Annotated in this window: 18 protein-coding genes, 4 pseudogenes and 1 other annotated feature; of the genes and pseudogenes, 4 read left to right on the plus strand and 18 right to left on the minus strand. The window is 42.1% G+C overall.

Annotated elements, in window-relative coordinates; translation table 11 throughout:
• Positions 1–240 precede the first annotated feature (240 nt).
• The 13 genes and pseudogenes from lysS to pth all read right to left on the minus strand — a co-directional run bounded on the left by lysS (position 241) and on the right by pth (position 14,984).
• Positions 241–1,731: a lysine--tRNA ligase gene (gene lysS, locus JCM10991_RS07705; protein WP_023859821.1), complete on the minus strand. Its 1,491-nt coding sequence runs from the start codon at positions 1,729–1,731 to the stop codon at positions 241–243.
• 63 nt (positions 1,732–1,794) lie between these two features.
• A pseudogene (gene dusB, locus JCM10991_RS13215) lies at positions 1,795–2,789 on the minus strand (tRNA dihydrouridine synthase DusB).
• 101 nt (positions 2,790–2,890) lie between these two features.
• Positions 2,891–3,778 (minus strand): Hsp33 family molecular chaperone HslO, encoded by an 888-nt coding sequence (gene hslO, locus JCM10991_RS07715; protein WP_025021059.1) that lies wholly within the window; start codon positions 3,776–3,778, stop codon positions 2,891–2,893.
• Positions 3,779–3,837: 59 nt separating this feature from the next.
• Positions 3,838–5,898 (minus strand): ATP-dependent zinc metalloprotease FtsH, encoded by a 2,061-nt coding sequence (gene ftsH, locus JCM10991_RS07720; RefSeq protein ID WP_025021060.1) that lies wholly within the window; start codon positions 5,896–5,898, stop codon positions 3,838–3,840.
• Positions 5,899–5,987: 89 nt separating this feature from the next.
• Positions 5,988–6,530 (minus strand): hypoxanthine phosphoribosyltransferase, encoded by a 543-nt coding sequence (gene hpt, locus JCM10991_RS07725; RefSeq protein ID WP_023859825.1) that lies wholly within the window; start codon positions 6,528–6,530, stop codon positions 5,988–5,990.
• Between the two features lie 27 nt (positions 6,531–6,557).
• Positions 6,558–6,779, minus strand: coding sequence for a tRNA lysidine(34) synthetase TilS (gene tilS / locus JCM10991_RS14540; RefSeq protein WP_051527986.1), 222 nt, complete (start codon positions 6,777–6,779; stop codon positions 6,558–6,560).
• A gap of 30 nt (positions 6,780–6,809) precedes the next feature.
• Entirely contained in the window at positions 6,810–7,883 is a 1,074-nt protein-coding gene (gene tilS, locus JCM10991_RS13220) for a tRNA lysidine(34) synthetase TilS (protein WP_051527987.1), read from the minus strand.
• 49 nt (positions 7,884–7,932) lie between these two features.
• Entirely contained in the window at positions 7,933–8,424 is a 492-nt protein-coding gene (locus JCM10991_RS07735; RefSeq protein WP_023859827.1) for a S1 domain-containing RNA-binding protein, read from the minus strand.
• 86 nt (positions 8,425–8,510) lie between these two features.
• Positions 8,511–8,912: an FtsB family cell division protein gene (locus tag JCM10991_RS13225; protein ID WP_025021061.1), complete on the minus strand. Its 402-nt coding sequence runs from the start codon at positions 8,910–8,912 to the stop codon at positions 8,511–8,513.
• A gap of 113 nt (positions 8,913–9,025) precedes the next feature.
• The gene (locus JCM10991_RS07745) at positions 9,026–9,295 is read right to left on the minus strand and encodes an RNA-binding S4 domain-containing protein (RefSeq protein ID WP_023859829.1); all 270 of its coding nucleotides are present in this window, start codon (positions 9,293–9,295) and stop codon (positions 9,026–9,028) included.
• A gap of 17 nt (positions 9,296–9,312) precedes the next feature.
• A complete protein-coding gene (locus JCM10991_RS07750; protein WP_025021062.1) occupies positions 9,313–10,899 on the minus strand; it encodes a putative polysaccharide biosynthesis protein in 1,587 nt (528 codons plus the stop codon).
• Positions 10,880–14,416 (minus strand): transcription-repair coupling factor, encoded by a 3,537-nt coding sequence (gene mfd / locus JCM10991_RS07755; protein ID WP_025021063.1) that lies wholly within the window; start codon positions 14,414–14,416, stop codon positions 10,880–10,882. The genes JCM10991_RS07750 and mfd overlap by 20 nt, the downstream gene beginning before the upstream one ends.
• Positions 14,417–14,426: 10 nt before the next feature.
• Complete coding sequence (pth, locus tag JCM10991_RS07760) at positions 14,427–14,984, minus strand: aminoacyl-tRNA hydrolase (protein ID WP_023859832.1); 558 nt, start codon at positions 14,982–14,984, stop codon at positions 14,427–14,429.
• A 237-nt stretch (positions 14,985–15,221) separates the two neighbouring features.
• Between pth and JCM10991_RS07770 the strand changes: the two genes are divergently transcribed.
• The 4 genes from JCM10991_RS07770 to brnQ all read left to right on the plus strand — a co-directional run bounded on the left by JCM10991_RS07770 (position 15,222) and on the right by brnQ (position 19,527).
• Positions 15,222–16,190 carry an L-lactate dehydrogenase gene (locus JCM10991_RS07770; protein WP_025021064.1) on the plus strand — a complete coding sequence of 323 codons (969 nt, stop codon included), beginning with the start codon at positions 15,222–15,224 and terminating at the stop codon, positions 16,188–16,190.
• Positions 16,191–16,267: 77 nt separating this feature from the next.
• A complete protein-coding gene (locus JCM10991_RS07775) occupies positions 16,268–16,948 on the plus strand; it encodes a DUF554 domain-containing protein (protein WP_025021065.1) in 681 nt (226 codons plus the stop codon).
• An 82-nt stretch (positions 16,949–17,030) separates the two neighbouring features.
• Positions 17,031–17,666, plus strand: coding sequence for a cyclic di-AMP binding protein CbpA (gene cbpA, locus JCM10991_RS07780; protein WP_023859835.1), 636 nt, complete (start codon positions 17,031–17,033; stop codon positions 17,664–17,666).
• Positions 17,667–17,798: 132 nt separating this feature from the next.
• Positions 17,799–18,050, plus strand: a binding site (T-box leader).
• 91 nt (positions 18,051–18,141) lie between these two features.
• Positions 18,142–19,527 carry a branched-chain amino acid transport system II carrier protein gene (brnQ, locus tag JCM10991_RS07785; protein WP_025021066.1) on the plus strand — a complete coding sequence of 462 codons (1,386 nt, stop codon included), beginning with the start codon at positions 18,142–18,144 and terminating at the stop codon, positions 19,525–19,527.
• Between the two features lie 23 nt (positions 19,528–19,550).
• On the opposite strand, the gene JCM10991_RS13230 is transcribed toward brnQ, so the two are convergent.
• From JCM10991_RS13230 to JCM10991_RS07810, 5 genes and pseudogenes are all read right to left on the minus strand, one after another.
• Positions 19,551–20,012: a type II toxin-antitoxin system PemK/MazF family toxin gene (locus tag JCM10991_RS13230; protein WP_023859837.1), complete on the minus strand. Its 462-nt coding sequence runs from the start codon at positions 20,010–20,012 to the stop codon at positions 19,551–19,553.
• Between the two features lie 24 nt (positions 20,013–20,036).
• Entirely contained in the window at positions 20,037–20,303 is a 267-nt protein-coding gene (locus tag JCM10991_RS07795) for a hypothetical protein (RefSeq protein ID WP_025021067.1), read from the minus strand.
• A 60-nt stretch (positions 20,304–20,363) separates the two neighbouring features.
• Positions 20,364–21,484, minus strand: a pseudogene (gene alr, locus JCM10991_RS13235) (alanine racemase).
• Positions 21,474–21,850 (minus strand): annotated as a pseudogene (acpS, locus tag JCM10991_RS13240) (holo-ACP synthase). Before acpS ends, alr begins: the two co-directional pseudogenes overlap by 11 nt.
• 63 nt (positions 21,851–21,913) lie before the next feature.
• Positions 21,914–22,531, minus strand: a pseudogene (locus tag JCM10991_RS07810) (metallophosphoesterase family protein); the annotation flags it as partial.
• Between the last annotated feature and the right edge of the window lie 24 nt (positions 22,532–22,555).

Below are 22,555 nucleotides of genomic sequence, written 5' to 3' on the forward strand. Positions count from 1 at the left end.
TCGCTGTCTTGCGACAACTTCTATATCATAACTTATTTAACATTTTATGTCAACAAGTTTTTAATTTAATTTTTTGTCGCTCTCAATCAGCAACAAATAATATATTACCAGGCGTCTTTACTTTCGTCAACACTTTTTTGCTTTTTTTATTAACTTTAATTTTCCCAAATTTCTTATATCTTACTTACCTTTGTAATACGCAAAAAAACCGCAGCTTGAAAGCTACGGCTTTTAGTTTAATTAAGCGTCTGGACGTAAAGTTGGGAATAAGAGTACATCGCGGATTGATGGAGCGTCAGTTAATAACATCACTAAACGGTCAATCCCAATTCCTAAACCACCTGTAGGAGGCATCCCATATTCCATAGCTTCGATATAGTCTTCGTCAATACCTTCGGCTTCATCGTTACCCGCTTGACGTTCCGCCACTTGAGCTTCAAAACGTTGGCGTTGATCGATTGGATCATTTAATTCCGTAAAGGCATTAGCATATTCGTTACCTAAAATAAATAATTCAAATCGATCTGTAAAACGTGGGTCATCCGCATTTTTCTTCGCTAATGGTGAAATTTCAACCGGGTGACCGTAAACAAATGTCGGATCAACAATCTTGTCTTCACAGAATTGTTCGAAGAATTCATTGATAATGTGACCTACTTGCCAGTAGCTTTCGTAGTGAACCTTGTGTTCATCGGCTAATTTCTTAGCTTCTTCCACAGTCATTTCCTGCCAGAAATCTACTCCCGTAGCTTCTTTAATTGCATCAACCATGTGCACACGCTTGAATTCCTTAGAGAAGTCCACTTCCGTACCTTGGTAAGTAATCTTGCTATCATCAGTTACCACAGCTGCCGCAGCCTTAAAGATTCCTTCAGTTTCATCCATCACATCTTGGAAATCGAAATAAGCAGCATAGGATTCCAACATCGTGAATTCTGGATTGTGCTTGGTATCAATTCCTTCATTACGGAAGACACGACCAATTTCGTAAACTCTTTCCATGCCACCCACAATCAAACGCTTCAAATGTAATTCCAAAGCAATACGTAAGTACAATTGAATATCCAAAGCATTGTGGTGGGTAATAAACGGACGAGCTGAGGCCCCACCGGCTTGGTTGTGTAAAACTGGGGTTTCTACTTCTAAGAAACCATTGCCATCTAAGTAAGAACGAACAGCAGAGATAATCTTACTACGGTTGACAAAACGGTCGTAACTTTCCTTGTTAGAAATCAAGTCCAAGTAACGTTGACGGTAAATTTGTTCAACATTTTGTAAACCATGGAATTTATCAGGCAATGGACGTAAGGCCTTGGATAAGAAAGTTAGTTTGGAAACCTTAACCGTTAATTCTCCCATATCCGTCTTGATAATTTCCCCAGTAATCCCCAAGTGATCACCTAAGTCAGAGCGTTTAAAAATGTAGTACATATCTTCGCCGACTTCATCTTTCCGAATGTATAATTGCATCCGCCCAGTCCGATCTTGTAAGTCAGCAAAACCAACCTTACCTTTACCACGTTTAGCTACCATCCGACCTGCGATAGTAACTTCAATGTGCTTGTCGTTTAATTCTTCTTTTCCTTGATTACCAAACTTTTCATGTAATTCTTGGTTGGTGTGATCGCGTTCAAAGCGGTGACCGAAAGGATCAATCCCAGCTTCACGCAGTTCTTCCATTTTTTGGCGTCTTACTTTTAATTGGTCATTCATGGGTTGTTGATTTGCCATGCTGCCTATTCCTCACTTTCTTTTATTTCAATGGTTAATTATAACATAGCTACAAGCTATCTTCTAGCGTCTTCTTTGGGGACGAGCTAAGGTTTCGGCTAAGAAATTATCAAAAATTTCGACCATCTTAGCTTCGGTATCAGCTTCGTTTAAAGCCGCCTTCGTCTTAGCCGAACGTGGAATTCCTTTCAAGTAGTATGCCGCTTGTGAACGAAACTCACGCGGACCAATATTTTCACCTTTAGCCAAAACTAAGCGGTGTAAGTGTTCCTTGGCCACCTTAATTTTTTCAGTCGCATCGGGTTCAGCTAGAAGTTCCCCGGTTTCAAGATAGTGACTAGTTTGCTTGATAATCCAAGGATTACCCAAAGCTGCCCGGCCAATCATCACGGCGTCGGCGCCAACTTCATCTAACATCCGCTTAGCATCTTGCGGTGTGCGCACGTCACCATTTCCCATAAATGGGATAGTTAATTTTTGCGCCACATCATGCAAAATATTCCAATCAGCGTGACCCGTATATAATTGTTTGCGCGTCCGGCCATGCATGGCTAAGGCATTAGCCCCAGCTTCTTGGGCCGCTAAGGCATTTTCTACAGCCAAAATGTGATCTTCATCCATCCTGTCCGCATTTTAACGGTAATGGGTTTTTCTACTTCAGAAGATACGGCCTTGACCATTTCATAAACTTTATCGGGGTCCAAAAGCCATTTTGCTCCGGCATCAGTCTTGGTAACCTTTGGCACCGGGCAACCCATATTAATGTCAACGATGTCAACCGTAGTGTTTTCGGCCACGAATTTAGCTGCTTCCACCAAAGTATCCTTGCTTCCTCCGAAAATTTGTACACTTACAGGGTGTTCGTTGGGATCGAAGGTTAACATGCTGAGGGTCTTTTTATTTCGAAATTGAATTCCTTTATCAGAAATCATTTCACAAACCACTAAACCTGCACCAAATTGTTTAGTAATCGTACGGAAAGCAACATTGGTTACTCCCGCCATTGGTGCAACTACAACTTGATTGGGAATGGTGATATCACCGATTTTCCACTCCATTTTTTCACCTCATATAAAATTAATTTTAGTTGTCTGGCTTTGCCTGGTTTTACCAAGCACTCAATTTTGCATCTTACCACAACTTAAAGTCACTTGTAAAATTACTTAGCTTGGGCTTGTACGGAAATTTCACGCAATTCATCTTCACTAAATTCATACTTATTACCACAGAAATGGCAAACCGCCTGCGCACCATGGTCTTCAGTAATCATCTTTTCAAGATCTGCCGGTGCAATACTTGCCAAAGCTTGCGCAAAACGATCCTTAGAACAGTCACATTCAAACTTAACAGTGTCTCGTGCCAAGATATCAACGTCATCTTCACCAAAAAGCCAGTTCAAGATATCTTCAGGCTTCATGCCTTCGCGCATCATTTGAGAAACTAAAGGCATATCCTTTAACTTAGTTTCTAAACTAGCAATCGTTTCTTCACTTGCTCCTGGTAAGACTTGAATCATAAAACCTCCAGCAACTTCAATGGTATTATCGGCATTTACGAAAACGGACAAGCCCACTGCAGAAGGAATCTGTTCCGACTTGGCTAAGTAATAGGTAAAATCTTCACCTAACTCCCCAGAAACCAAAGGCACTTGACCTGTGAAGGCTTCTTTAAGACCCAGGTCCTTGGTGACGGCTAAGAATCCATCGGTCCCAACCGCCCCGCGCACATCAATCTTCCCATTTTCATTTAATGGCAAGTGAACGTGAGGGTGTTGCACATAACCTTTGACATGCCCATGAGCATCAGCATCCACGACAACCCCGCCGACAGGTCCGCCCCCATCTATCTTAACAGTTAAGCGCCCATCACCTTTTAAGGTAGTAGCAGCTAACAGTAAACTTCCTACCGTTGCCCGCCCTAAGGCAGCCGATGCAGCACTCCAGGTATCTTGACGTTTTTGCATTTCTCTAACAATTTCAGTGGCATCAATCGCATAAGCTCGTAATTCTTTACCCGCAGCTAAACTTCTTACTAAATAATCTGTCATTTTCAGTATCCCTTTCAGTAAAACAAGCGAGACCGAAAGTGATCTCGCTTGCCTAGATTTTATTCATCTTCGTGCTTTTCGTCTTTTTCAGATGGATAGAAGACTTCGGTTTGATGTTCTTCATCCGCCTTATCTTCTTGCTTGGCAGCTTCTTTCCGTTCCCAAGCTTCCTTGGCTTCTTCAAAAGTTGCGGCCTTTTCAGATGGGAACTCATCATCAGCTTGAGCAGGCATCTTACCTGTCTTAAACAAGCTGAGGATTTGTTTTTCGTCCAAGGTTTCGTATTCTAACAAGGCTTCCGCAATAACCTTGTGTTCTGCGCGATGTTCTTCGATAATCTTCTTCGCTAAGGCCATTCCTTCCGTAGCCAGACGTTTAACTTCATCGTCAATCACATTCGCAGTTTGACCAGAGTAAGCCGCTTGGCTTCCCATTTGGCCAGCCATAATACTTGCATCGCCTTCGTATTGAACCGGACCAAGCTTTTCACTCATCCCGTATTCTGTAACCATGGCACGTGCTAATTGTGTAGCTTGTTGGAAGTCATTGGAAGCCCCAGATGATTGGGAGTTGAAGATAATCTCTTCGGCAGCCCGACCACCCATTAAACCAGCAATTTGATCTTGCATGTTCTTCTTGGAAAGTAACATTTGGTCTTCTTTAGGTAGCATGATGGCATAACCGCCGGCCCGTCCCCGAGGTACAATTGTTACCTTGTGGACCACACGAGCGTCGTTTAAGACCAAACCAACAATGGTGTGACCCGCTTCGTGGTAAGCCACCGTTTCACGTTCCTGTTTGGAAATCACGCGATCGCGCTTAGCCGGACCAGCAATTACCCGGTCTTCGGCTTCATCCACATCAGAAGCATCGATGGCTTTCTTGTCACGCCGGGCAGCTAGCAAGGCTGCTTCGTTTAACAAGTTTTCCAAGTCAGCCCCAACGAAACCAGGTGTTTGTTTGGCAATCATCTTCAAGTCGACATCCTTGCCTAATGGCTTGTTCTTGGCATGGACTTTCAAGATAGCTTCCCGCCCCTTCACGTCAGGACGACCAACTAAAATCTTACGGTCAAAACGACCTGGACGTAATAAGGCAGGGTCTAAGACGTCGGCTCGGTTAGTAGCGGCCATCACAATGACCCCTTCATCACCTTCAAACCCATCCATTTCAACCAGCAATTGGTTCAAGGTTTGCTCACGTTCATCGTGACCGCCCCCCATACCGTTACCACGGCGACGACCAACGGCATCAATTTCATCAATAAAGATGATTGATGGGGCATTCTTCTTGGCGTTTTCAAATAAATCACGCACCCGACTAGCCCCAACCCCGACGAACATTTCGACAAAGTCAGAACCAGAAATGGAGAAGAATGGCACGCCGGCTTCACCAGCCACAGCTTTGGCTAACAAAGTTTTACCAGTTCCGGGAGGTCCTTCGAGTAAGACCCCCGCAGGAATCCGGGCCCCTAAAGCCAAGAATTTCCGTGGATCACGTAAGAATTCAACCACTTCGACTAATTCTTGCTTTTCTTCTTCCGCTCCGGCTACATCAGAGAAACGGACCCGATTATTTTTCTTATCAATTGGTTTAGCTTTGGATTTACCAAAGTTCATCACCCGACCATTGCCACCACCTTGACCTGCTTGGCCCATCATTAAGTAAAAGAAGAAGATGACGATGACCAATGGTAATAAGGAAACTAACAATTGCATCCAAATCGAAGACGATTCTTCTTCTTTGGTATTGTTTTTCACCTTATTTTTAGTGGCATACTTATCAATCGTAGTGATGATATTATCGTTAGTTAACACATTGGTCGAGAATTCTGTGGCCTTTGTGCTAGCTGAAGATAAACCAGCAATCCCTGTTGGTACCTTAGTTTCTTGCGCTTTACGGTAAGTCCCCGTAATCTTGTAGGTACTACCGGAAGGCTGAATTGTGAAACTTTTGACATTATCTTTTTTCAATTGAGTAATAAATTGGCTCGATTGAATTTCTTGAGTGGTTGTATTTGTTCGACTACCAAAAAGATAGTAGAGAACCCCCATAATCCCAAGGAAGATCACAATGTAAAACAGGCTATTTCTGGCAAACCCATTTTGTTTATTATTCATTGATGGGATTCCTCCTCATTTATGTTATCGTTATGCCTTTAATCATAGCATAATTGACCTTTTTTGACTAACCATTAGTCTTAGTTTTTTTAATTTTCTGCGTAAACTTCCGGCTTCAAAATTCCCACGTATGGCAAGTTACGGTAAAAACCAGTGTAGTCCAAACCATAACCCACTACAAACTCGTTAGGAACTTCAAAACCAGCATAATCAGGTGTGACCACTTTTTCGCGGCGAGCAGGCTTGTCTAACAAGGTGCAGACCTTGACTGAAGCAGCATCACGGTGACTCAATAATTCCATAACTTTTTCCAAAGTCCGACCGGTATCAATGATATCTTCGACAATTAAGACATGACGACCTTCAACGGATTTATCTAAGTCCTTGATAATTTTCACTTGACCGGATGATTCCGTAGCATCACCATAACTAGAGATATCCATGAAATCAATTTCACAGTAAGTATCGATTTCACGCACTAAGTCCGTCATAAATAAGACGGCACCCGTTAAGATACAAATCACAAGTGGCTTTTTGTCCGCATAATCCTTAGTGATTTGTGTCCCTAATTTCTTAGTGACCGCAGCAATATCTTCTTTACTGTACAAGATTTCCTTGATATCGTTGTTCATCGTAATTTCCTCTTTTCTATGTTTCAGCTAAAATAAGACTACTATGTATTGAATTTTAGCATTAGTCTGGCCCCTTGACAAATCAGATTTTTTCAAATCTAAAATCCAATAAACATTTTGGGCTCTATCGGTTACCAAAAGCTGTTTTGCTCGCGCTTCAGGGCTTAATTTTTGGTCAATCAAAATCTTCTTGACTTTTTGATGGCCGGCCCTGGTTACCAGTTTATCCCCCGCCTGACGTACGTACATATAAACCTCCCCTAGGCAATGCGGTTAACTCTAAATAATCACTGGCTGCTCGATACTTGCATCCTCCGCCCGTACTAAACCAATATGGCGTCCATCAGGCAAAGTTTGCCACTGATTTAATTTTAATGGTTGCGGAGTAAAACTTGCGGTAACACTCTTTTCACCAATCCAAAAATTAGGTGATCGTTTAAACAAGTAAAGCTTAGGACTTAACTGGACTTCGCCATTGGGACGATAGGGATTATTAAGGAGTTCTAAGACTTGACGCGTTTGCTTAGCGTTTTGATTATACTTAACCTGGACTAAAAGTAAATCCCAAAGCTGAGCTTGTACTGGTCGGGGTAAGTTTTGCCAGCAGTTGAGATCATAACCTGACTCAGTTTGAATATCTTTTAAATAACGTTGGCCAAAATAGGCCACAGTTGTAAGCGTTTGGGAGAGTTGTTCGCGATAAGAAGCAACCTGACCTAAGAGTCGAGGATTCTCAGCCTTGAGGGCGGGGACCACCTGATGGCGGAGCCGATTACGCAGATAGTCATCTTGGGCGTTGGTTTCATCTTCAAAATAAGTCAATCCCTTTCGATGAGCATAGGCATATAATTCTGCCTTGCTAAAGGCAAGCAAGGGGCGATAGATTTGTCCTTGCTTTCTGAAGTTCCGCCAAGTTGCCATTCCTAACAGCTGAGCTAACTTTCCGCCTCTTAAAAGCTTCATCAAAATCGTTTCGACCTGATCATCACCATGATGAGCTGTCAAAAGATACCGTGTCTTGGTTTGCATCATGACTTCGGCAAAAAAATCATAGCGAAACTTACGTGCCGCTGCTTCTAACCCCGTTTGGGGGTGCGCAGCCACCGGCCAGGCTTTTTCAAATAAAGGGAGTTGGTGGACTTGGCAATATTTTCGTAAAAAGTCCCCTTCCACCTGACTTTGGGCGCGTAATTGGTGGTCAATATAGACGACTTGAATTTTTGGGCGTAACTGCGCGGGAAGTTGCAATAATAAATCCAACAAAACCATAGAGTCACACCCCGTTGAAACAGCAACTAAGATGGGGACCCGGGCTAGCTTGGATGGCCAATTTTTTTGAAATTGTTTTTCCATGAATTTCTCCTTAAGTAAGCAAAAAAGCCGAGTCTTCTCGGCTTTTACTTTAGCTACGGCGACCGCCACGGCCTCCGCGCTTACCTTCTGTATTCCGCTTTAAGGAAGTCAAGCGGTCTTCACTTTCCTTTAAGAAGCCGGCCAATAAGGAGTCAAAATCTTTATTTTTGTTATCATTATGGCGCTTAGGGCTAAAGGAACGGCCCCGTGGTTGACGGTTATTTTCCCGTTTAAAATTGTCCCCCTCCGTCGGTTTTTTATCCCGGAAATGAGGACGTTTGCCAGGCTTTTTGTCTGTTTGTGAGCCTTCTAGGGCTTGGCGAATAGACAAGGCAATCTTGCCATCATCACCAATCGATAATACCTTAACTGTTACTTCATCGCCAATACTCAAAATGTCCCCAATTTCCTTTACAAAACCATTAGAGACCTCACTGATATGTACTAGTCCCGTCTTTTTGTCACCTAAATCAACAAAGGCTCCGAAATTTGTAATACCTGAGATTTTACCTGTTAGCTTGGCTCCTACTTCAATTGCCATAAAAAGAAATATCCTCCTAATTTTCGTCTAATGTTAGTATAACACGTTCGCTAAAAGACCGGCCGAGAAATTTAAAGTTTTTTGATTTAATTAGGCAAATTATAATTAGTTTCACCTTTTTTAGTGTAGTTATACTTATCACGAATGATTTTTTCAACATAATTCATATCTTTCAGTTGGGTAACTTGCTGTTTCAATTTAGCTTGTTTACTTTCTTCCTTGGCTAATTCCTTGCGGGCCACTGCTTCTTGTTGCTGAACCTGGTATAAGCGGTGCTTGTAGTTGACGACTTGAAAGCTACAAAAAATGATGACCAACCCCAAGAAGGCTAAGGACAACATCCAAAACCAACGGTGAACAATGCGGTCTCTTTCTAATTTCATTTGCCTTTGTAAGTGATATTTTTCGAAATTTCTTTTGTTGGCCTTATCAATGTAATGTTGATTTTCAATCACCTTGATCTGCGCTTTATTTCCCATATTTTTCATTTTCCTATCCCTCAAGTTAAGTTGCGCGTGAGCTAAAATCCACCTCATTATAACAAAAAATAGTTCACAAAAAAAGCCGAACTTTGTCTCCAAAGCCGACTTTTAAGCATTTCTTAAAGGCGAAAATCTTCTTTGTATTCTTCTTTAAGCACTACATACATTCCTTGAGCGTCTGCCTTCTTAGTAGTTTCCTTTAGTTCCAAGACCTTAAGGGTTAAAGTCTTGTTTCCAAAGTTAATCACGAGCTCGTCACCGACCTTAACATCCGTAGAGGACTTGGCAACCTTACCATTAATGGTAATACGACCCTGGTCCGAAATTTCTTTAGCTACGGTGCGACGTTTAATCACCCGCGAAATTTTTAAATACTTATCTAAACGCATCTTCTTTCCTACTTTCTTTACAAACTCAAATTAATTTTACTCAACAAGCGGATAAACTTCCTGCCCCCGGGAATAACGAGCCATTCCCGCAGGGTAAATAATTTAAAGGCTACCGCTGCTAATACAAAACTTACGACCCCGACCGGTACCGCTAGGAGTAATTCAATAAGCACGGCCAGCCGTGTTAAATTAAAAAAATAATTCAGGCACCAAATCCAACAACCCGTAGTAATAATCATCGTCAACGTTGTCAAAACTAACTTGATTAAATAGTTATTTTCGGTGAGCAACCCGGTTACTTCCACGGGCAGTGCCAACATGATAACTACTAACCCAGCAGCTAAACCTAGGATGGTCGCCACACTAGCCCCCATAATACCTAAACGAAGAATTAGATAGCTATTTAAAAGCCATTTGACAAAAATAGCAACAATTAAGGCCACTACGGTACTACGGTATTGGTTTAAGCTTTGTAAAATGGAATTATAAGCCGAAATTACCGTCACTAAAACCACACTAAAAACGTAAACTGCAATCGTCTTAGATTGATTAGCATCACCGAATAATAAAGTATTAATCTGTGGCATCAACAACATCAATCCCACCGTTGCGGCAGTTCCAATTCCCAAACTAATCCGCAGTAAGGCCTTGGCTGTCCAGCGAAATTCGATCATTCTTTTGGCTTGTAAGGATTTAGTTAGAGCCGGTAATAAAGTTGATGAAAAACTAACCGCCACCACTAGGCCTAACTGGACTAAGGGTTGGGCTCGGTCATAGGTCCCTTTAACCTCTTTAGCCATTTCATCAAACATCCCCCCAGCCTGCAAAGCTTGCTTAACTGTAAAGGAATCTACCAGTTGCAAGAGTACCATCAAGGAGGCAAACAGGCAGATAATTACCCCTTCACTAGCCAGGCGCTTCACCAGCGTTTGGGCATTAAGCTTAATTTTGGCGCCAGGGTACTTGAAAAAGTCGCGCAGATAAAACCTTCCAAAACTCAAACCGGCCACCAATCCCCCAATAGTCGCCCCCAACATGGCGTAGGCCCCCATTTGGTAAACAGACCACTGTCGCTGAACAAAGAGCAAGGCCGCCAGTAAAATTACTAGCACCCGTACTAATTGTTCACTAACTTGTGAAATGGCGGTAGGTACCATGTTGAATTTTCCTTGGTAATAACCACGTCCGACCGCTAAAAAAGGCATCAATAAAAACATCCAAGCCACATTAGCGATTAAAATTTCCAAAGCTGGATCCCCCATTGCCTGGGCGATTAGGTGTTTGAAAAAACGTAAACCTAAAAAAATCACCAGACTAAAGATCATTAAAATGGCAAACATCTGCCGGGATAAGGCCAGCTTTTCTTCCTCACTAGGTTGTTCGGCAATCAGTTTAGAAATAAATACCGGAAAACCACTCAAAGCAAAGGTCATTCCAATTCCATAGATTGGATAAATTTGCTGGTAAACGTAAAAACCCGTATTACCCACAAGATTTTCAAAGGGAATCCGGTAAAAAGCACTTAAAACCTTGGCAATTAAAGATGCCACTGATAAAATCAACGCCCCTTTAAGCACTAACTTTTTACTGTTTTTTTGCTTCACGCTGCTCACCTAAAATCTCTAGTAATCCAACCAAAAATTGGTCAATTTCCGCCATGACATCTGCAACCGTCATCTTAGGTTGCACCGTCAAGGACACCACAAACCGGTCGTGCTTATTCAAACCAATATTAGCGGCCATTTTGACCTGAGCTAAGGCCTTCATCACATCTGGCGCTTGGAAACATTCCATCGCTTGGTCTGTCAAGATAATTTCTACCTTACCCTTAACTTGCTTAATTTTGGCTACCAAAGCTTGATCGGCCTTCATCTTCATCTTGCCAATTTCCAATAGATTACTTACGGCTTCAGGATATTCGCCAAAGCGATCCACCAAGTCATCGCGAATTTCTTCAAATTGTTCTTGGGTTTCCATTTGTTTAATCCGCTTATAGATTTCAATTTTTTGCCTTTGATCATCAATATAATCAGCTGGTAAGTATGCTTCCAGGCCTAAAATGATTTCAGCATCGGCCCGTTTTTCTTTGATTAAGCCGCGTTTCTTAGCCACAGCTTCGTTCAGCAATTGAGTGTACATATCATAACCCACGGAATCAATGAAGCCGTGTTGTTGGCGCCCTAAGATATTACCGGCCCCCCGAATAGAAAGATCACGCATGGCAATCTTGAAACCTGATCCTAATTCCGTGAAATCCTTGATGGCTTCCAGACGTTTTTCGCTAATTTCGTTTAAAACCTTGTCGGCTTGATACATGAAATAAGCATAAGCTACCCGGTTGGAGCGACCTACTCGTCCTCTTAACTGGTAAAGTTGCGCTAGACCCATACGGTCAGCATCTTCAACCAATAAGGTATTGGCGTTAGGGATATCTACCCCTGTTTCAATGATTGTCGTCGTCACCAAAACATCATAATCACCGGCAATGAAGTCCATCAGAATTTGTTCCATTTGATTTTCCGGCATACGACCGTGAATGTAGGCCACGCGAGCTTGAGGAACTAAACTTTCCAATTGACTGGCCACACTAGCAATATCGCCTACGCGGTTGTGCAGGTAAAATACTTGCCCTCCCCGCGCCAATTCTCTTTGAATTGCAGAAACAATTAGAGGATAGTTTTGCTCGATGATATAGGTTTGAATCGGATAGCGGTTTTGTGGTGGTGTTTCAATCACCGATAAGTCCCGCACCCCTAACATGGAAAGGTTTAACGTCCGTGGAATCGGCGTTGCCGTTAAGGTCAAGACATCCACACTGGTCTTTAATTCCTTGAGACGTTCCTTGTGACGTACCCCAAAGCGTTGTTCCTCGTCGATAATCAATAAACCTAAGTCTGCGAATACTACGTCCTTTGATAAAAGGCGGTGGGTCCCCACAATAATATCCAATTGTCCATTTTTTAGCTCTTCAAGCGTTTGGCGAACTTGTTTAGGCGTCGCAAAACGTGACAAAATTCCAATTTGCACATCAAAACCATCAAAACGCGTCATCATCGTTTCGTAGTGTTGTTGGGCTAAGACCGTAGTAGGTGCTAAAAACGCTACTTGCTTACCGTCGTGAACGGCCTTGAAAGCGGCCCGTAAGGCCACCTCGGTCTTTCCAAAACCAACATCTCCAATCAAGAGGCGATCCATCGGTTTTTCTTTTTCCATGTCAGCCTTAATTTCTTGGATACTACGCAATTGGTCAGGTGTTTCAGGATAAGGAAAAGCCTCATCAAAGTCTACTTGAAGACTATCATCTTTAGAAAAGGCAAAACCTTTTTGGGCCTCCCGCTTGGCATATAAATCAACCAAATCATCAGCAATATCTTCAATCTTACTAGTTACTTTACGCTTAGTCTTCGCCCAATCACCACTTCCCAATTTGTAAATTTTAGGCTCATGGCCTTCGGAAGCCACATACTTTTGCACACGATCTAGTTGGGTTACAGGCACGAATAATTCGGCATCATCTGCATAGTGTAAGGTTAAATAATCTTGATGATGTCCTCCGACTTCCATGGTTTTCAGACCGATATAACGTCCAATCCCATGGTTAACATGAACCACGTAGTCACCTGGCTTGAGATCATTGTAACTGCGTAGACGTTGCGTATTTGACATAGTTTGGCGTATTTTTAAAGGCCGTTTTTTCTTAACAGCTTTGGCATAAATTTCTTTTTCTGTCAAAATTACTAAGTCGTTGTTACCATATTCAAACCCACTTTCCAAGTTAGCTTGAACAATTTGGACCTGACCGGCTTGAATTCGGTCGGCTTGGGTGACCAGAGCCGAAATTTTGAAATCATCTAATGTTTGGGAAAATTTTGCCACCTTTTCTTGACTACTAATCAAGAAAATCACCGTTTGGCCCTGCTTTTTCCAACGCTCAACTTCCGTCTGCAATAAAGGCATTTGCCCGAAAAATTGTTGCACAGCCCGACTCTTAAGGGCTAAGATTTTCCCCAGACGTAAGTTTCCCATCCCTTTAGCGAAAACAGATAAGAAAATTTGCTTGTGAGCATCTTTTTTCAAAAGGTCATTAAATTCAGGGAAAATTCCTTCCGGCATTAAAAATTTCCGGTTACTTTCCAATAAGGACCACTGTGCCACATCTGTCTGAAGTTCAAGATAATTATCTGCTAACTGACTATAATCATCGAAAACTGGGAAAGCTCTTTGATCTAAATAGTCTAAAAGATAAGCCGGTTCCTCATAAAAATAAGCTGCATAAAGGCGGTCACTTTCTTCAAAAATCCCCTCTTTAAAACGGGCTAATCGTTGTTGATATTCAAGCTGCCAAATTTCTTCATCCTTACCAGCCGTAGCAGCTTGACTTTGAGCTAAGGCCTGAAGCCGTTCACTAGCTTGGGCAAATTGCTGGCGGTCAATCAAAAGATCGTTTGCCGGTAGAATCTTCACAGCTTCGACCCCTTCAATACTTCTTTGACTTTGACTATCAATGATATTGATGGCATCTAATTCATCATCAAAGAAATCGAGTCGCAAAGGCTCTTGGTCTAAAGGATAGATATCGATAATTGACCCGCGAACTGCAAAATCTCCTGGTCTTTCTACTAATTTTTGGCGCACATATCCCATCGTTAAAAGGCGTTCAATAAGGTTACTTTGGTCATAGCTTTGGCCAAGTGCCAGATTCAAATTAAATTCTTGCCATTGGGCCTTATTTGGTAAGACTTGGCCCAAACCAGCTGGGGTTGTTACCAAAATGATGGGCTTATTATCTTCGAGAGCTGTTAAAGCTGCAATCCGTGCGGCTCGAAAATCAGGTGACGATGGTGCTAAACGTGCCGATAACATCTCCTCAACGGGGAAAATAAAAAGTTCTTCATCCGCCAACAAATTCTCTAAATCATCGACTAATTTTTGGGCATGAAACAAGTCCGGTTCAACCACAAGTAACGTACGTTTGGTTCGTCGTAACATAGTCGCTAAAAAGACCGTTTTTGCCGAGCCCAAAAGTCCTGTAACTAACTGCCTTTTAAGAAAAGCCGATGGTTTGGCCATCCAAGAAGCTAATTCTTGATTTTGAGCTAGTAAAAGTTCTGTTATTTCCATGATTTACCCCTTAGTTAAAATCGTTCATGGCTTTGGTGAAATCATCATTTTCTAACCATGCTTCTAGAGCTTGACAAGTCTTATCAATCCCTGCCTGTAAATCTGCACTTTCAGCAGGTGTAAAACGGGATAAAACCCAGTTAACGACGGACATTTTGTCAGGGTGACCAATTCCAAGCTTAAAACGTTTAAAATTCTGGCCTTTTAAGTGCGCAATCAAGCTCTTAATCCCATTGTGACCTCCAGCTGACCCCTTTTGGCGCAAACGTAAACGTCCGAGTTCTAAATCCATATCATCGTGAATTACCGCAATATCTTCATTTTCAATACCAAAGTAATCTGCCATAGGTCCCACTGCCCGACCGGATTCATTCATATAGGTTGTGGGCTTAACTAACAGGACTTTTTCACCATTAATCATCCCTTGTCCGTAAATAGAATCAAACTTGCTCTTGTCAAAGATAATGTTATTTTCTTTAGCTAATTGTTCCACCACCATGAAACCCACGTTATGCCGGGTATTTTCATATTTAGAACCGATATTACCTAGACCTACAATTAATTTCATTTTATTTTCCTCACTAAATTCTTTTATAACGTCAAAAAAGGACCGGAATGATTACCTATTCCAGCGTCCCTACTTCCAATTTCATTTTCCAGTATAACATAAAAAGCCCCTGCAAATAAGTTAAGCACCTTATATCAAAAAGAAAACTTTTCAAAAACGACTACCTCCCCCCTAAAAATCATGTTATAATACAGTCGTAACAATTAATTTTCTAAATATCGAAAGGATGAAGTTACTGTGTCAAACGCAAAAAACCACCAAAAGGTTATTTTAGTCGGTGACGGTGCCGTTGGTTCTAGCTACGCTTACGCTATGGCCTTACAAGGTGTCGCAGAAGAATTCGGGATTGTTGATGTTGCTAAGGATCGTACTGTTGGGGACGCATTGGACCTTGAAGACGCTACTGCCTTAACATTCAACAAGAACATCTACTCAGCAGAATACTCTGACTGTGCAGATGCTGACTTGGTTGTTATTACAGCCGGTGCACCACAAAAGCCTGGTGAAACTCGTCTTGACTTAGTTAACAAGAACTTGAAGATCTTATCAACTATCGTTAAGCCAGTGGTTGAATCTGGTTTCGATGGTATCTTCTTAGTTGCTGCTAACCCAGTTGATATCTTAACTTACGCTACTATGAAGTTCTCTGGCTTCCCTAAGGAACGTGTTATCGGTTCAGGTACTTCCTTGGACTCATCACGTTTACAAGTAGCTTTAGCTCACAAGTTCAACGTTGCGCCTGAATCAGTTAACGCCTACATCATGGGTGAACACGGTGATTCAGAATTCGCTGCTTACTCTGCTGCTTCAATCGGTGGTTTACCAATCGCTGACTGGGCTAAGAACGAAGGCGTTACTGACGAAGAATTAGCACAAATCGAAGATGACACTCGCCACAAGGCATACACAATCATCAACAAGAAGGGTGCTACTTTCTACGGTATCGGTACTGCTTTAGCACGTATTTCACGTGCAATCTTACGTGACGAACACGCCGTATTACCTGTTTCTGCTTTGATGGAAGGTCAATACAATGGTTTACAAGATGTTTACATCGGTACACCAGCTGTTGTGACAGGTAAAGGTTTAGCTAAAGTTATCGAAGTTCCATTGAACGAAGCAGAAGCTGCTGCTATGGCTGCATCTGCTAAGACTTTGAAGGAAACTTTAGACAACGGTTTGAAGGCCTTAGAAGAAAGCAAATAAGCTTTTAGTTTAAGTTGACAAGAAGACGGAAGAGTAATCTTCCGTCTTTCTTTTACACTTTTTTAGGGAGGAATTTTATGTTCGGAGCCATCGCCAATACTATCGCCATTCTTGTCGGGACAAGTTTGGGCAGTATCTTAAAACAAGGTATCAAAGAACGTTACCAAGACGCCCTTTTCTTAGCTATGGGTTTAGCTGCTAGTGGTATTGGGCTCAATACTGTCATCCAAAATATGCCCAAGAGTCACTATCCCGTCTTATTTATTGTCAGCTTAGCCGCCGGTTCCTTACTTGGAGCTATTCTACAAATCGACAGTCACTTTAATAATTTAATTAATCGTAAAAGTCAATCAAACCTCGGTAAGGGTCTATCAACGGCTTGTCTGCTGCATTGTGTCGGAAGCTTATCTATCATTGGTCCTATTATGGCTGCTACCAAAGGTGACTACACTATGCTTTTGACCAATGCGACTTTGGATTTGGTAACGTCAATGGTTTTTGGAGCTAGCTTTGGTTGGGGAATGCTTCTAGCTGCCCCCGTACTCTTTACTTGGCAGACTTCTATCTACCTGATCAGCAAGTTCCTTTCCGCCACCTTCTTTACTAGTGACTTCATCTGCGAACTTTCAATTGTAGGTGGTTTCTTAATTTTGGCGAGTGGGATTTCTCTGTTGAAGTTACGCGATATTAAGACTTTGGACTTATTACCAAGCCTCCTTTTCCCCCTTATCTTTTTCCTAGGGAAAATGCTTTTCTAAGGGAAATTTCCATATTTTTTTGGCAAAACATGTTATAATGATTAGGAATATTAGAAAAAACTCATTAGGAAAGGAATTTACCATGCTTTTAAAAAGTTTAGTTAAACCCAAAAATACTCTTACAACTGTAACGGAAGACGTTACTTTAGCTCAAGCCTTAGAAGTCTTGGAAACTTCTGGTTACCGTTGTGTGCCCATCTTAGATACCACGCAAAAGATTTTCCGCGGTAATATTTACAAGATGCACATCTACCGCCACAAATCACAAGGTGGCGATATGAACTTACCTGTCACTCACCTTTTAAAGAATGCCACTAAGTTCATCGATGTAGATACCCCCTTTTTCAATGTCTTCTTCTCCATTCGTGATTTACCCTACATCGCCGTTTTGGATAAGAACAATCACTTCTACGGGATTTTAACTCACAACCGCCTCTTAGAAATGTTATCCCAATCTTGGAACTTCAACGTCGGTTCTTACGTCTTAACCGTCGTTTCTGCTGGGGAACGTGGTGACTTGGTTGATATGTCGAAGATTATCACGAAGTACACTTCCATTGCTTCTTGTATCACTTTAGATGTGCAAGCCGGTGAATTAGTGCGCCGGGTGCTCTTCACCTTACCAGCTGATGTGACTCACGAAAAATTAGAGCGTATCATCGCTAACTTAGAACGAAAAGGTTTCCGTGTGCCAGAGGTTGAAGACTTGCAAGCCTAAATTTTTTAACCGCTACATCCTTGTGATGGGGCGGTTTTTTTCATATTTCAAAAAATCTTTCCTAAATTTTATATTTTCTCTTGACCTTTCTACTAATTAGGTGTAAATTATGAAACATAGATTAAAACATTAAAGAACGTTATGAGAAAGACTAGTAATAATTAATAAAATTCCAGCGAGTCTCGTCCGGTGCAAGGAGACAATTCCCTGTTAATTATGAATATCGCTTTCGAGCGTTGGACCAGAACCCTAGTAAGGTCCTTTGGGTACGCCCATTACAGCGTTAGCGTATCGCCCTTTGTTTAATAGGGCCGCACGTGAAAGGAAGCCTTGGCGACAAGGCTTTAAACCCAAGGTGGTACCACGCTTTAAGGCGTCCTTGAATCTAGCAATGGTTAGATTTAAGGACGTCTTTTTCATTTTTCTTAATGTTTGCGCGCTTTTCCCGGGAAAATTATTTACTACTACATTAAGGATGGTTTTTATGATGGATAAAAAATTAACTTGGCGTGATTATCTCGTCGTTTCTTCACTTTTATTTGGGCTCTTCTTTGGAGTCGGTAACTTAATTTTTCCTGTTCACTTAGGTCAGTTAGCGGGACACAATTGGCTTCCTGCCGTTTTAGGTTTCCTCGTTACTGGGGTACTCTTACCTTTAGGCTCGGTTTTGGCCATCGCCATGACCCGGGCCGAAGGAGTCTTTGACATCGGTAAACCCCTAGGCAAGAGTTTCGCCTTGGTCTTCATGGTCCTAATTCACGCTACTATCGGTCCTTTCTTTGGAACTCCTAGAACAGCGACTGTTTCCTTTTCCACAGGGCTAGCACCCTTTGTACCGGAAAAATTCCAAACGGTTACTCTCTTTGGCTTTTCCGCACTTTTCTTCTTAGTAGCCTTCCTTCTTTCCTACAAAGAAAGCCACATTTTGAAAAATATTGGTAAATTATTAAATCCCTTGTTTTTGCTCTTATTAACCTTAGTTTTCTTTGTAGCATTCTTAAATCCTTTGGGAGCTGCGGCTGGTGCCAAAGCTACGGCAGCTTATGCTGGAAACACTTCGTTTGTGAGTGGTTTTCTAGAAGGTTACAACACCATGGATGCCTTAGCTGGCTTAGCCTTTGGGGTTACTGTTGTTTCTGCTATCCGCGCTATGGGTGTTAAACGTGATGGTGCGGTAGCTTTAGTTACCGCCAAGGCTGGAGTTTTAAGTATGTCAGCGGTGGCTTTGGTTTACTTCTTATTGACTCTACTTGGGGTTCAGTCCTTAGGAGCCTTCAAAGTCTCAGAAAATGGTGGAGTAGCTTTATCCCAAGTCGTAACTGAATATGGTGGCACTTTCGGTCAAGCTTTCTTAGCCGCTTTAATCACCGTAACAAGTTTAACGACCGCGGTTGGTTTAGTAGCCGCCTTTGCTCAAGATTTCCATAAGCACTTCCCTAAAGTTTCCTACCATGCTTGGTTGGCTTTATCTTGTCTTATGTCCTTTGGAGCTGCCAACTTCGGTTTAGACACTATCATCACTTGGTCCTTACCAGTCTTGATGTTCCTTTACCCTTTGGCTATGGTCCTAATCGTTTTGTCCGTAACTTCTAAGCTCTTTAAACGCGATAGTGTAGTTTACTTCTTCACGGTACTTTTTACCGTCGTACCAGCCTTCTTTGACATGGTAGCTTCCTTGCCAGCCGTAATCAGCCAAAGCGCCTTTGGGAAAGCAGTTGTTGGTTTTCAAAACACTTACCTCCCATTGGCTAGCTACAGCCTATCCTGGTTAGTTCCTGCCTTAGTTGGCCTGGTTTTAGGACTAATCTTACATTTCACTAAAAGTTTAAGAGCAGTTAGTTTAACCAAAGAAAACGAATAATCTAAGCTAAAAAGGCTCAGCCTCTAAACTGGAGGTTGAGCCTTTTGGTTGTTCTTATTTTTAAATTTTTGGTGGCCTTGCTGCACCTTTTGCTTCTTGCGTCGTACACTGGTGTTATGTATCGGTAGCGTCCCTAGACTAACTTCTAAGGCATAGTCTACCTTATCCATAATTTTATCTTCAATATTAGTAACTTTACTCTGCAACCTCTGCTTATCAATCGTACGTAATTGTTCGGCTAAAATTACTGAATCCTTTTCTAACCCCTTTTTACTTGCTGGGATAGCAATGTGAGTTGGTAATTTAGCTTTAGTGATTTTAGAGGTAATTGCCGCCACAATCACCGTGGGGCTAAACCGATTTCCAATATTATTTTGCACAATTAATACTGGTCGCGTTCCACCTTGTTCAGAACCGACTACTGGTGAGAGATCTGCATAAAAGATATCCCCCCGCTTAATTTCTAATGTTTCTTCTTTTGACATTGATTCCCTCTTTTCGGGAAATATTTAACCTTCTAACTGAAACATATTTTCATCAAAAACACCACATTCGCAGCCTTGATATTTTTCACAGTATTCTTGGTTTAATTTTCCCATCTCAAGATAACCACCAATCAATTGTTCGAGGACTTCCCATTTTTCTTCCATATATGCTAAGGTGTCTTCTCGTGATACGGCTTCACTTTGAGATAAGCCGTAAAATTCACAATAAAGACCAAAATGGGCGTGCTCCAATAATGCCTGATGATTATTCTTCGTTGCTACTCTTTCCATATTCCAAACCTCACTAATAAAAATCTGCGTTTCCAATCCAGATTTTTCACACATTTTGACCTAATTTCCGCGATAAACCCGAGGTAAACGGTCAGTTAAATTACATAACACTTCATAACTAATTGTTTGGGCGTAATCCGCCACATCTTGCGCCGTAATTTCCAAGTCACCATCTCTTCCAATCAAAGTAACCGGACTTCCCACCGCCAACTTTCCAGGTAATCTTACCATTAACTGATCCATACAAACGCGTCCGACAATAGGACATTTCTGCCCCGCAATTAAAATTTCAAAACCTTGCATCCGCCGGAGCCAACCATCGGCATATCCTATTGGAATTGTTCCAATCCATTCTTCACTAGGACTCACATAGGTTGAACCATAGCCAAGCGCAGTTCCTCGGGGAACTTTTTTGACAAAGGCTAATTCGCTCACCAAACTTAAAGCCGGCTTCAAGGCTGTGGTCGGCTGTAATTCATGACCAGAAGGATTCAAGCCGTAAAGCGAGATACCCATCCTTACCACATTGCTGGGGTTATCCCTATGCCATTGGGCGGTTGCCGAATTAGCACTGTGCACATATTTAGGCTGGGGATTAATTTGTGTGACGAGCTCATTGAACTTGGACACTTGCTTTTGGTAATAGCTAGTATCAGTGGCATCAGCTGGGCAAAATGAGTAAAAACTCCTTCAAAGTCAAATTGTTCTGGGGAGTGTTCCAAAAACGTCACTAAAGCTTGAAGCTCGTCAGCTTGACTAACCCCAATACGCCCCATCCCAGTATCCAAGGCTAAATGCACCTTGAGCTTTTGGGCTTCCCTGGCCAAAAGTTCTTGCGCTTCATGGAGAAACTCAATTTGGCCTGTAGCAACAGATAAATCGTATTGAGCTGCATAAACGGCTTCATAGCTTGGAATTACCCCTAAAACCAAGATAGTTTCTTCCGTTAAACCCGCTTGCCGCAATTCAACCCCCTCATCAATGGTTGCCACGCAAAAGCCCGTCGCACCAGCTTCTTTGGCTGCATAGGCGACAGGCACAGCTCCATGACCATAGGCATTAGCCTTAACCACTGCAAAGATTTCTTGGTGTTCGGCCAGCTGGGCTTTTTGGGCATGGAGATTGGCTTGAATTGCCTCCAAATCAACGATGACTTTCGTTGGGCGATGGTTACTTACCATGAACTTGCCTTCTTTCTAAAATCACTTCTGTCATCACCAAACTATCGGTGTGACTAATAGAAACCCAAGCTTGATATTGACTTGCTCGGGGATGCTTGGTAAAAAAGGGGCGCCCCAAATCATCATTTTCAATTTCCAAATCTTGAAAAGAAACTTGACTACCGATACCGGTACCCAGTGCTTTGGCGTAAGCTCCTTAACGGAAAACCTCCCCGCTAAATACTGGCCTTGACGCTTGGGACTTTGGCCTAAGAAGATTTCATATTCTTGCGGTGTCAAAACCTTCTTCGCAAAACTAGCCCGTTTAGCCTGTGCGACTTCAATGCGCTCAATTTCGGTGATATCTATTCCTAATCCCACAATCATGGTTGCGCCTCCTTGTATAGTTATTATTCTAGCAAAAAGTCGCTTTTTTTGCATTACTTTCGCCTAAATATCGAAAACTTGTAATTGCTTTTGCCATTGAGCCATAAAGGTCGGCGCTTGCCATTCATTACGCCTTTTCTTTTTGACGCCAACAGCCGCATGATAATAACTAGTCGGTCCCAAAGTTAAGTCAGCGTGTTGACCATGCAGGTGACCATAGCCGACCCATTTGACATTCGTATATTCCTGCAATAAGTTACCCAGGCGCTGACTGCCATACATGGCCCGCATCATTTCGTAATGACGCGTCATTTTGTCCGAAACTTCAGCCTGAGTCGGTCTCCGCCAAAGATTAGCTTCCTGAGGAGCAAAATGGGTCACAAAAAAGACTTTCTTGTGGTCAGCTTGAGCCTGAATGAGCTGTTTTTTTACGACAGTCAAAGTTCGATTCTCTCTCTGAATATCCGAGATGTTTTGGTCAATGGCCCCATCAACCCAAAAGACATTTTTCCAGCGTCTGATTTCTTGCTGACTGTAATTTCGACTAAAACTATAATCGTACCAACCATTATTTCCAACTAAGCACACCTCACCTTGCGGTAAGTCTTCCGTCTTGCCATGAAGATAAAGTGGGTCTTGGAAGTTATCCACATGTGGATAACTTATGTTTTTCAGCATGTCATGATTACCTAGTCAACTACCCCC

Source organism: Ligilactobacillus equi DSM 15833 = JCM 10991, assembly GCF_000615765.1.
GTDB classification, from domain to species: Bacteria; Bacillota; Bacilli; order Lactobacillales; family Lactobacillaceae; genus Ligilactobacillus; species Ligilactobacillus equi.

Bases quoted from the DNA above. Each gene is read 5' to 3' on its own strand.
- lysS (WP_023859821.1), bottom strand. From the start codon at position 1,731: ATGGCAAATCAACAACCCATGAATGACCAATTAAAAGTAAGACGCCAA.
- hslO (WP_025021059.1), bottom strand. From the start codon at position 3,778: ATGACAGATTATTTAGTAAGAAGTTTAGCTGCGGGTAAAGAATTACGA.
- ftsH (WP_025021060.1), bottom strand. From the start codon at position 5,898: ATGAATAATAAACAAAATGGGTTTGCCAGAAATAGCCTGTTTTACATT.
- hpt (WP_023859825.1), bottom strand. From the start codon at position 6,530: ATGAACAACGATATCAAGGAAATCTTGTACAGTAAAGAAGATATTGCT.
- tilS (WP_051527986.1), bottom strand. From the start codon at position 6,779: ATGTACGTACGTCAGGCGGGGGATAAACTGGTAACCAGGGCCGGCCAT.
- tilS (WP_051527987.1), bottom strand. From the start codon at position 7,883: ATGGAAAAACAATTTCAAAAAAATTGGCCATCCAAGCTAGCCCGGGTC.
- JCM10991_RS07735 (WP_023859827.1), bottom strand. From the start codon at position 8,424: ATGGCAATTGAAGTAGGAGCCAAGCTAACAGGTAAAATCTCAGGTATT.
- JCM10991_RS13225 (WP_025021061.1), bottom strand. From the start codon at position 8,912: ATGAAAAATATGGGAAATAAAGCGCAGATCAAGGTGATTGAAAATCAA.
- JCM10991_RS07745 (WP_023859829.1), bottom strand. From the start codon at position 9,295: ATGCGTTTAGATAAGTATTTAAAAATTTCGCGGGTGATTAAACGTCGC.
- mfd (WP_025021063.1), bottom strand. From the start codon at position 14,416: ATGGAAATAACAGAACTTTTACTAGCTCAAAATCAAGAATTAGCTTCT.
- pth (WP_023859832.1), bottom strand. From the start codon at position 14,984: ATGAAATTAATTGTAGGTCTAGGTAATATCGGTTCTAAATATGAAAAT.
- JCM10991_RS07775 (WP_025021065.1), top strand. From the start codon at position 16,268: ATGTTCGGAGCCATCGCCAATACTATCGCCATTCTTGTCGGGACAAGT.
- cbpA (WP_023859835.1), top strand. From the start codon at position 17,031: ATGCTTTTAAAAAGTTTAGTTAAACCCAAAAATACTCTTACAACTGTA.
- brnQ (WP_025021066.1), top strand. From the start codon at position 18,142: ATGGTTTTTATGATGGATAAAAAATTAACTTGGCGTGATTATCTCGTC.
- JCM10991_RS13230 (WP_023859837.1), bottom strand. From the start codon at position 20,012: ATGTCAAAAGAAGAAACATTAGAAATTAAGCGGGGGGATATCTTTTAT.
- JCM10991_RS07795 (WP_025021067.1), bottom strand. From the start codon at position 20,303: ATGGAAAGAGTAGCAACGAAGAATAATCATCAGGCATTATTGGAGCAC.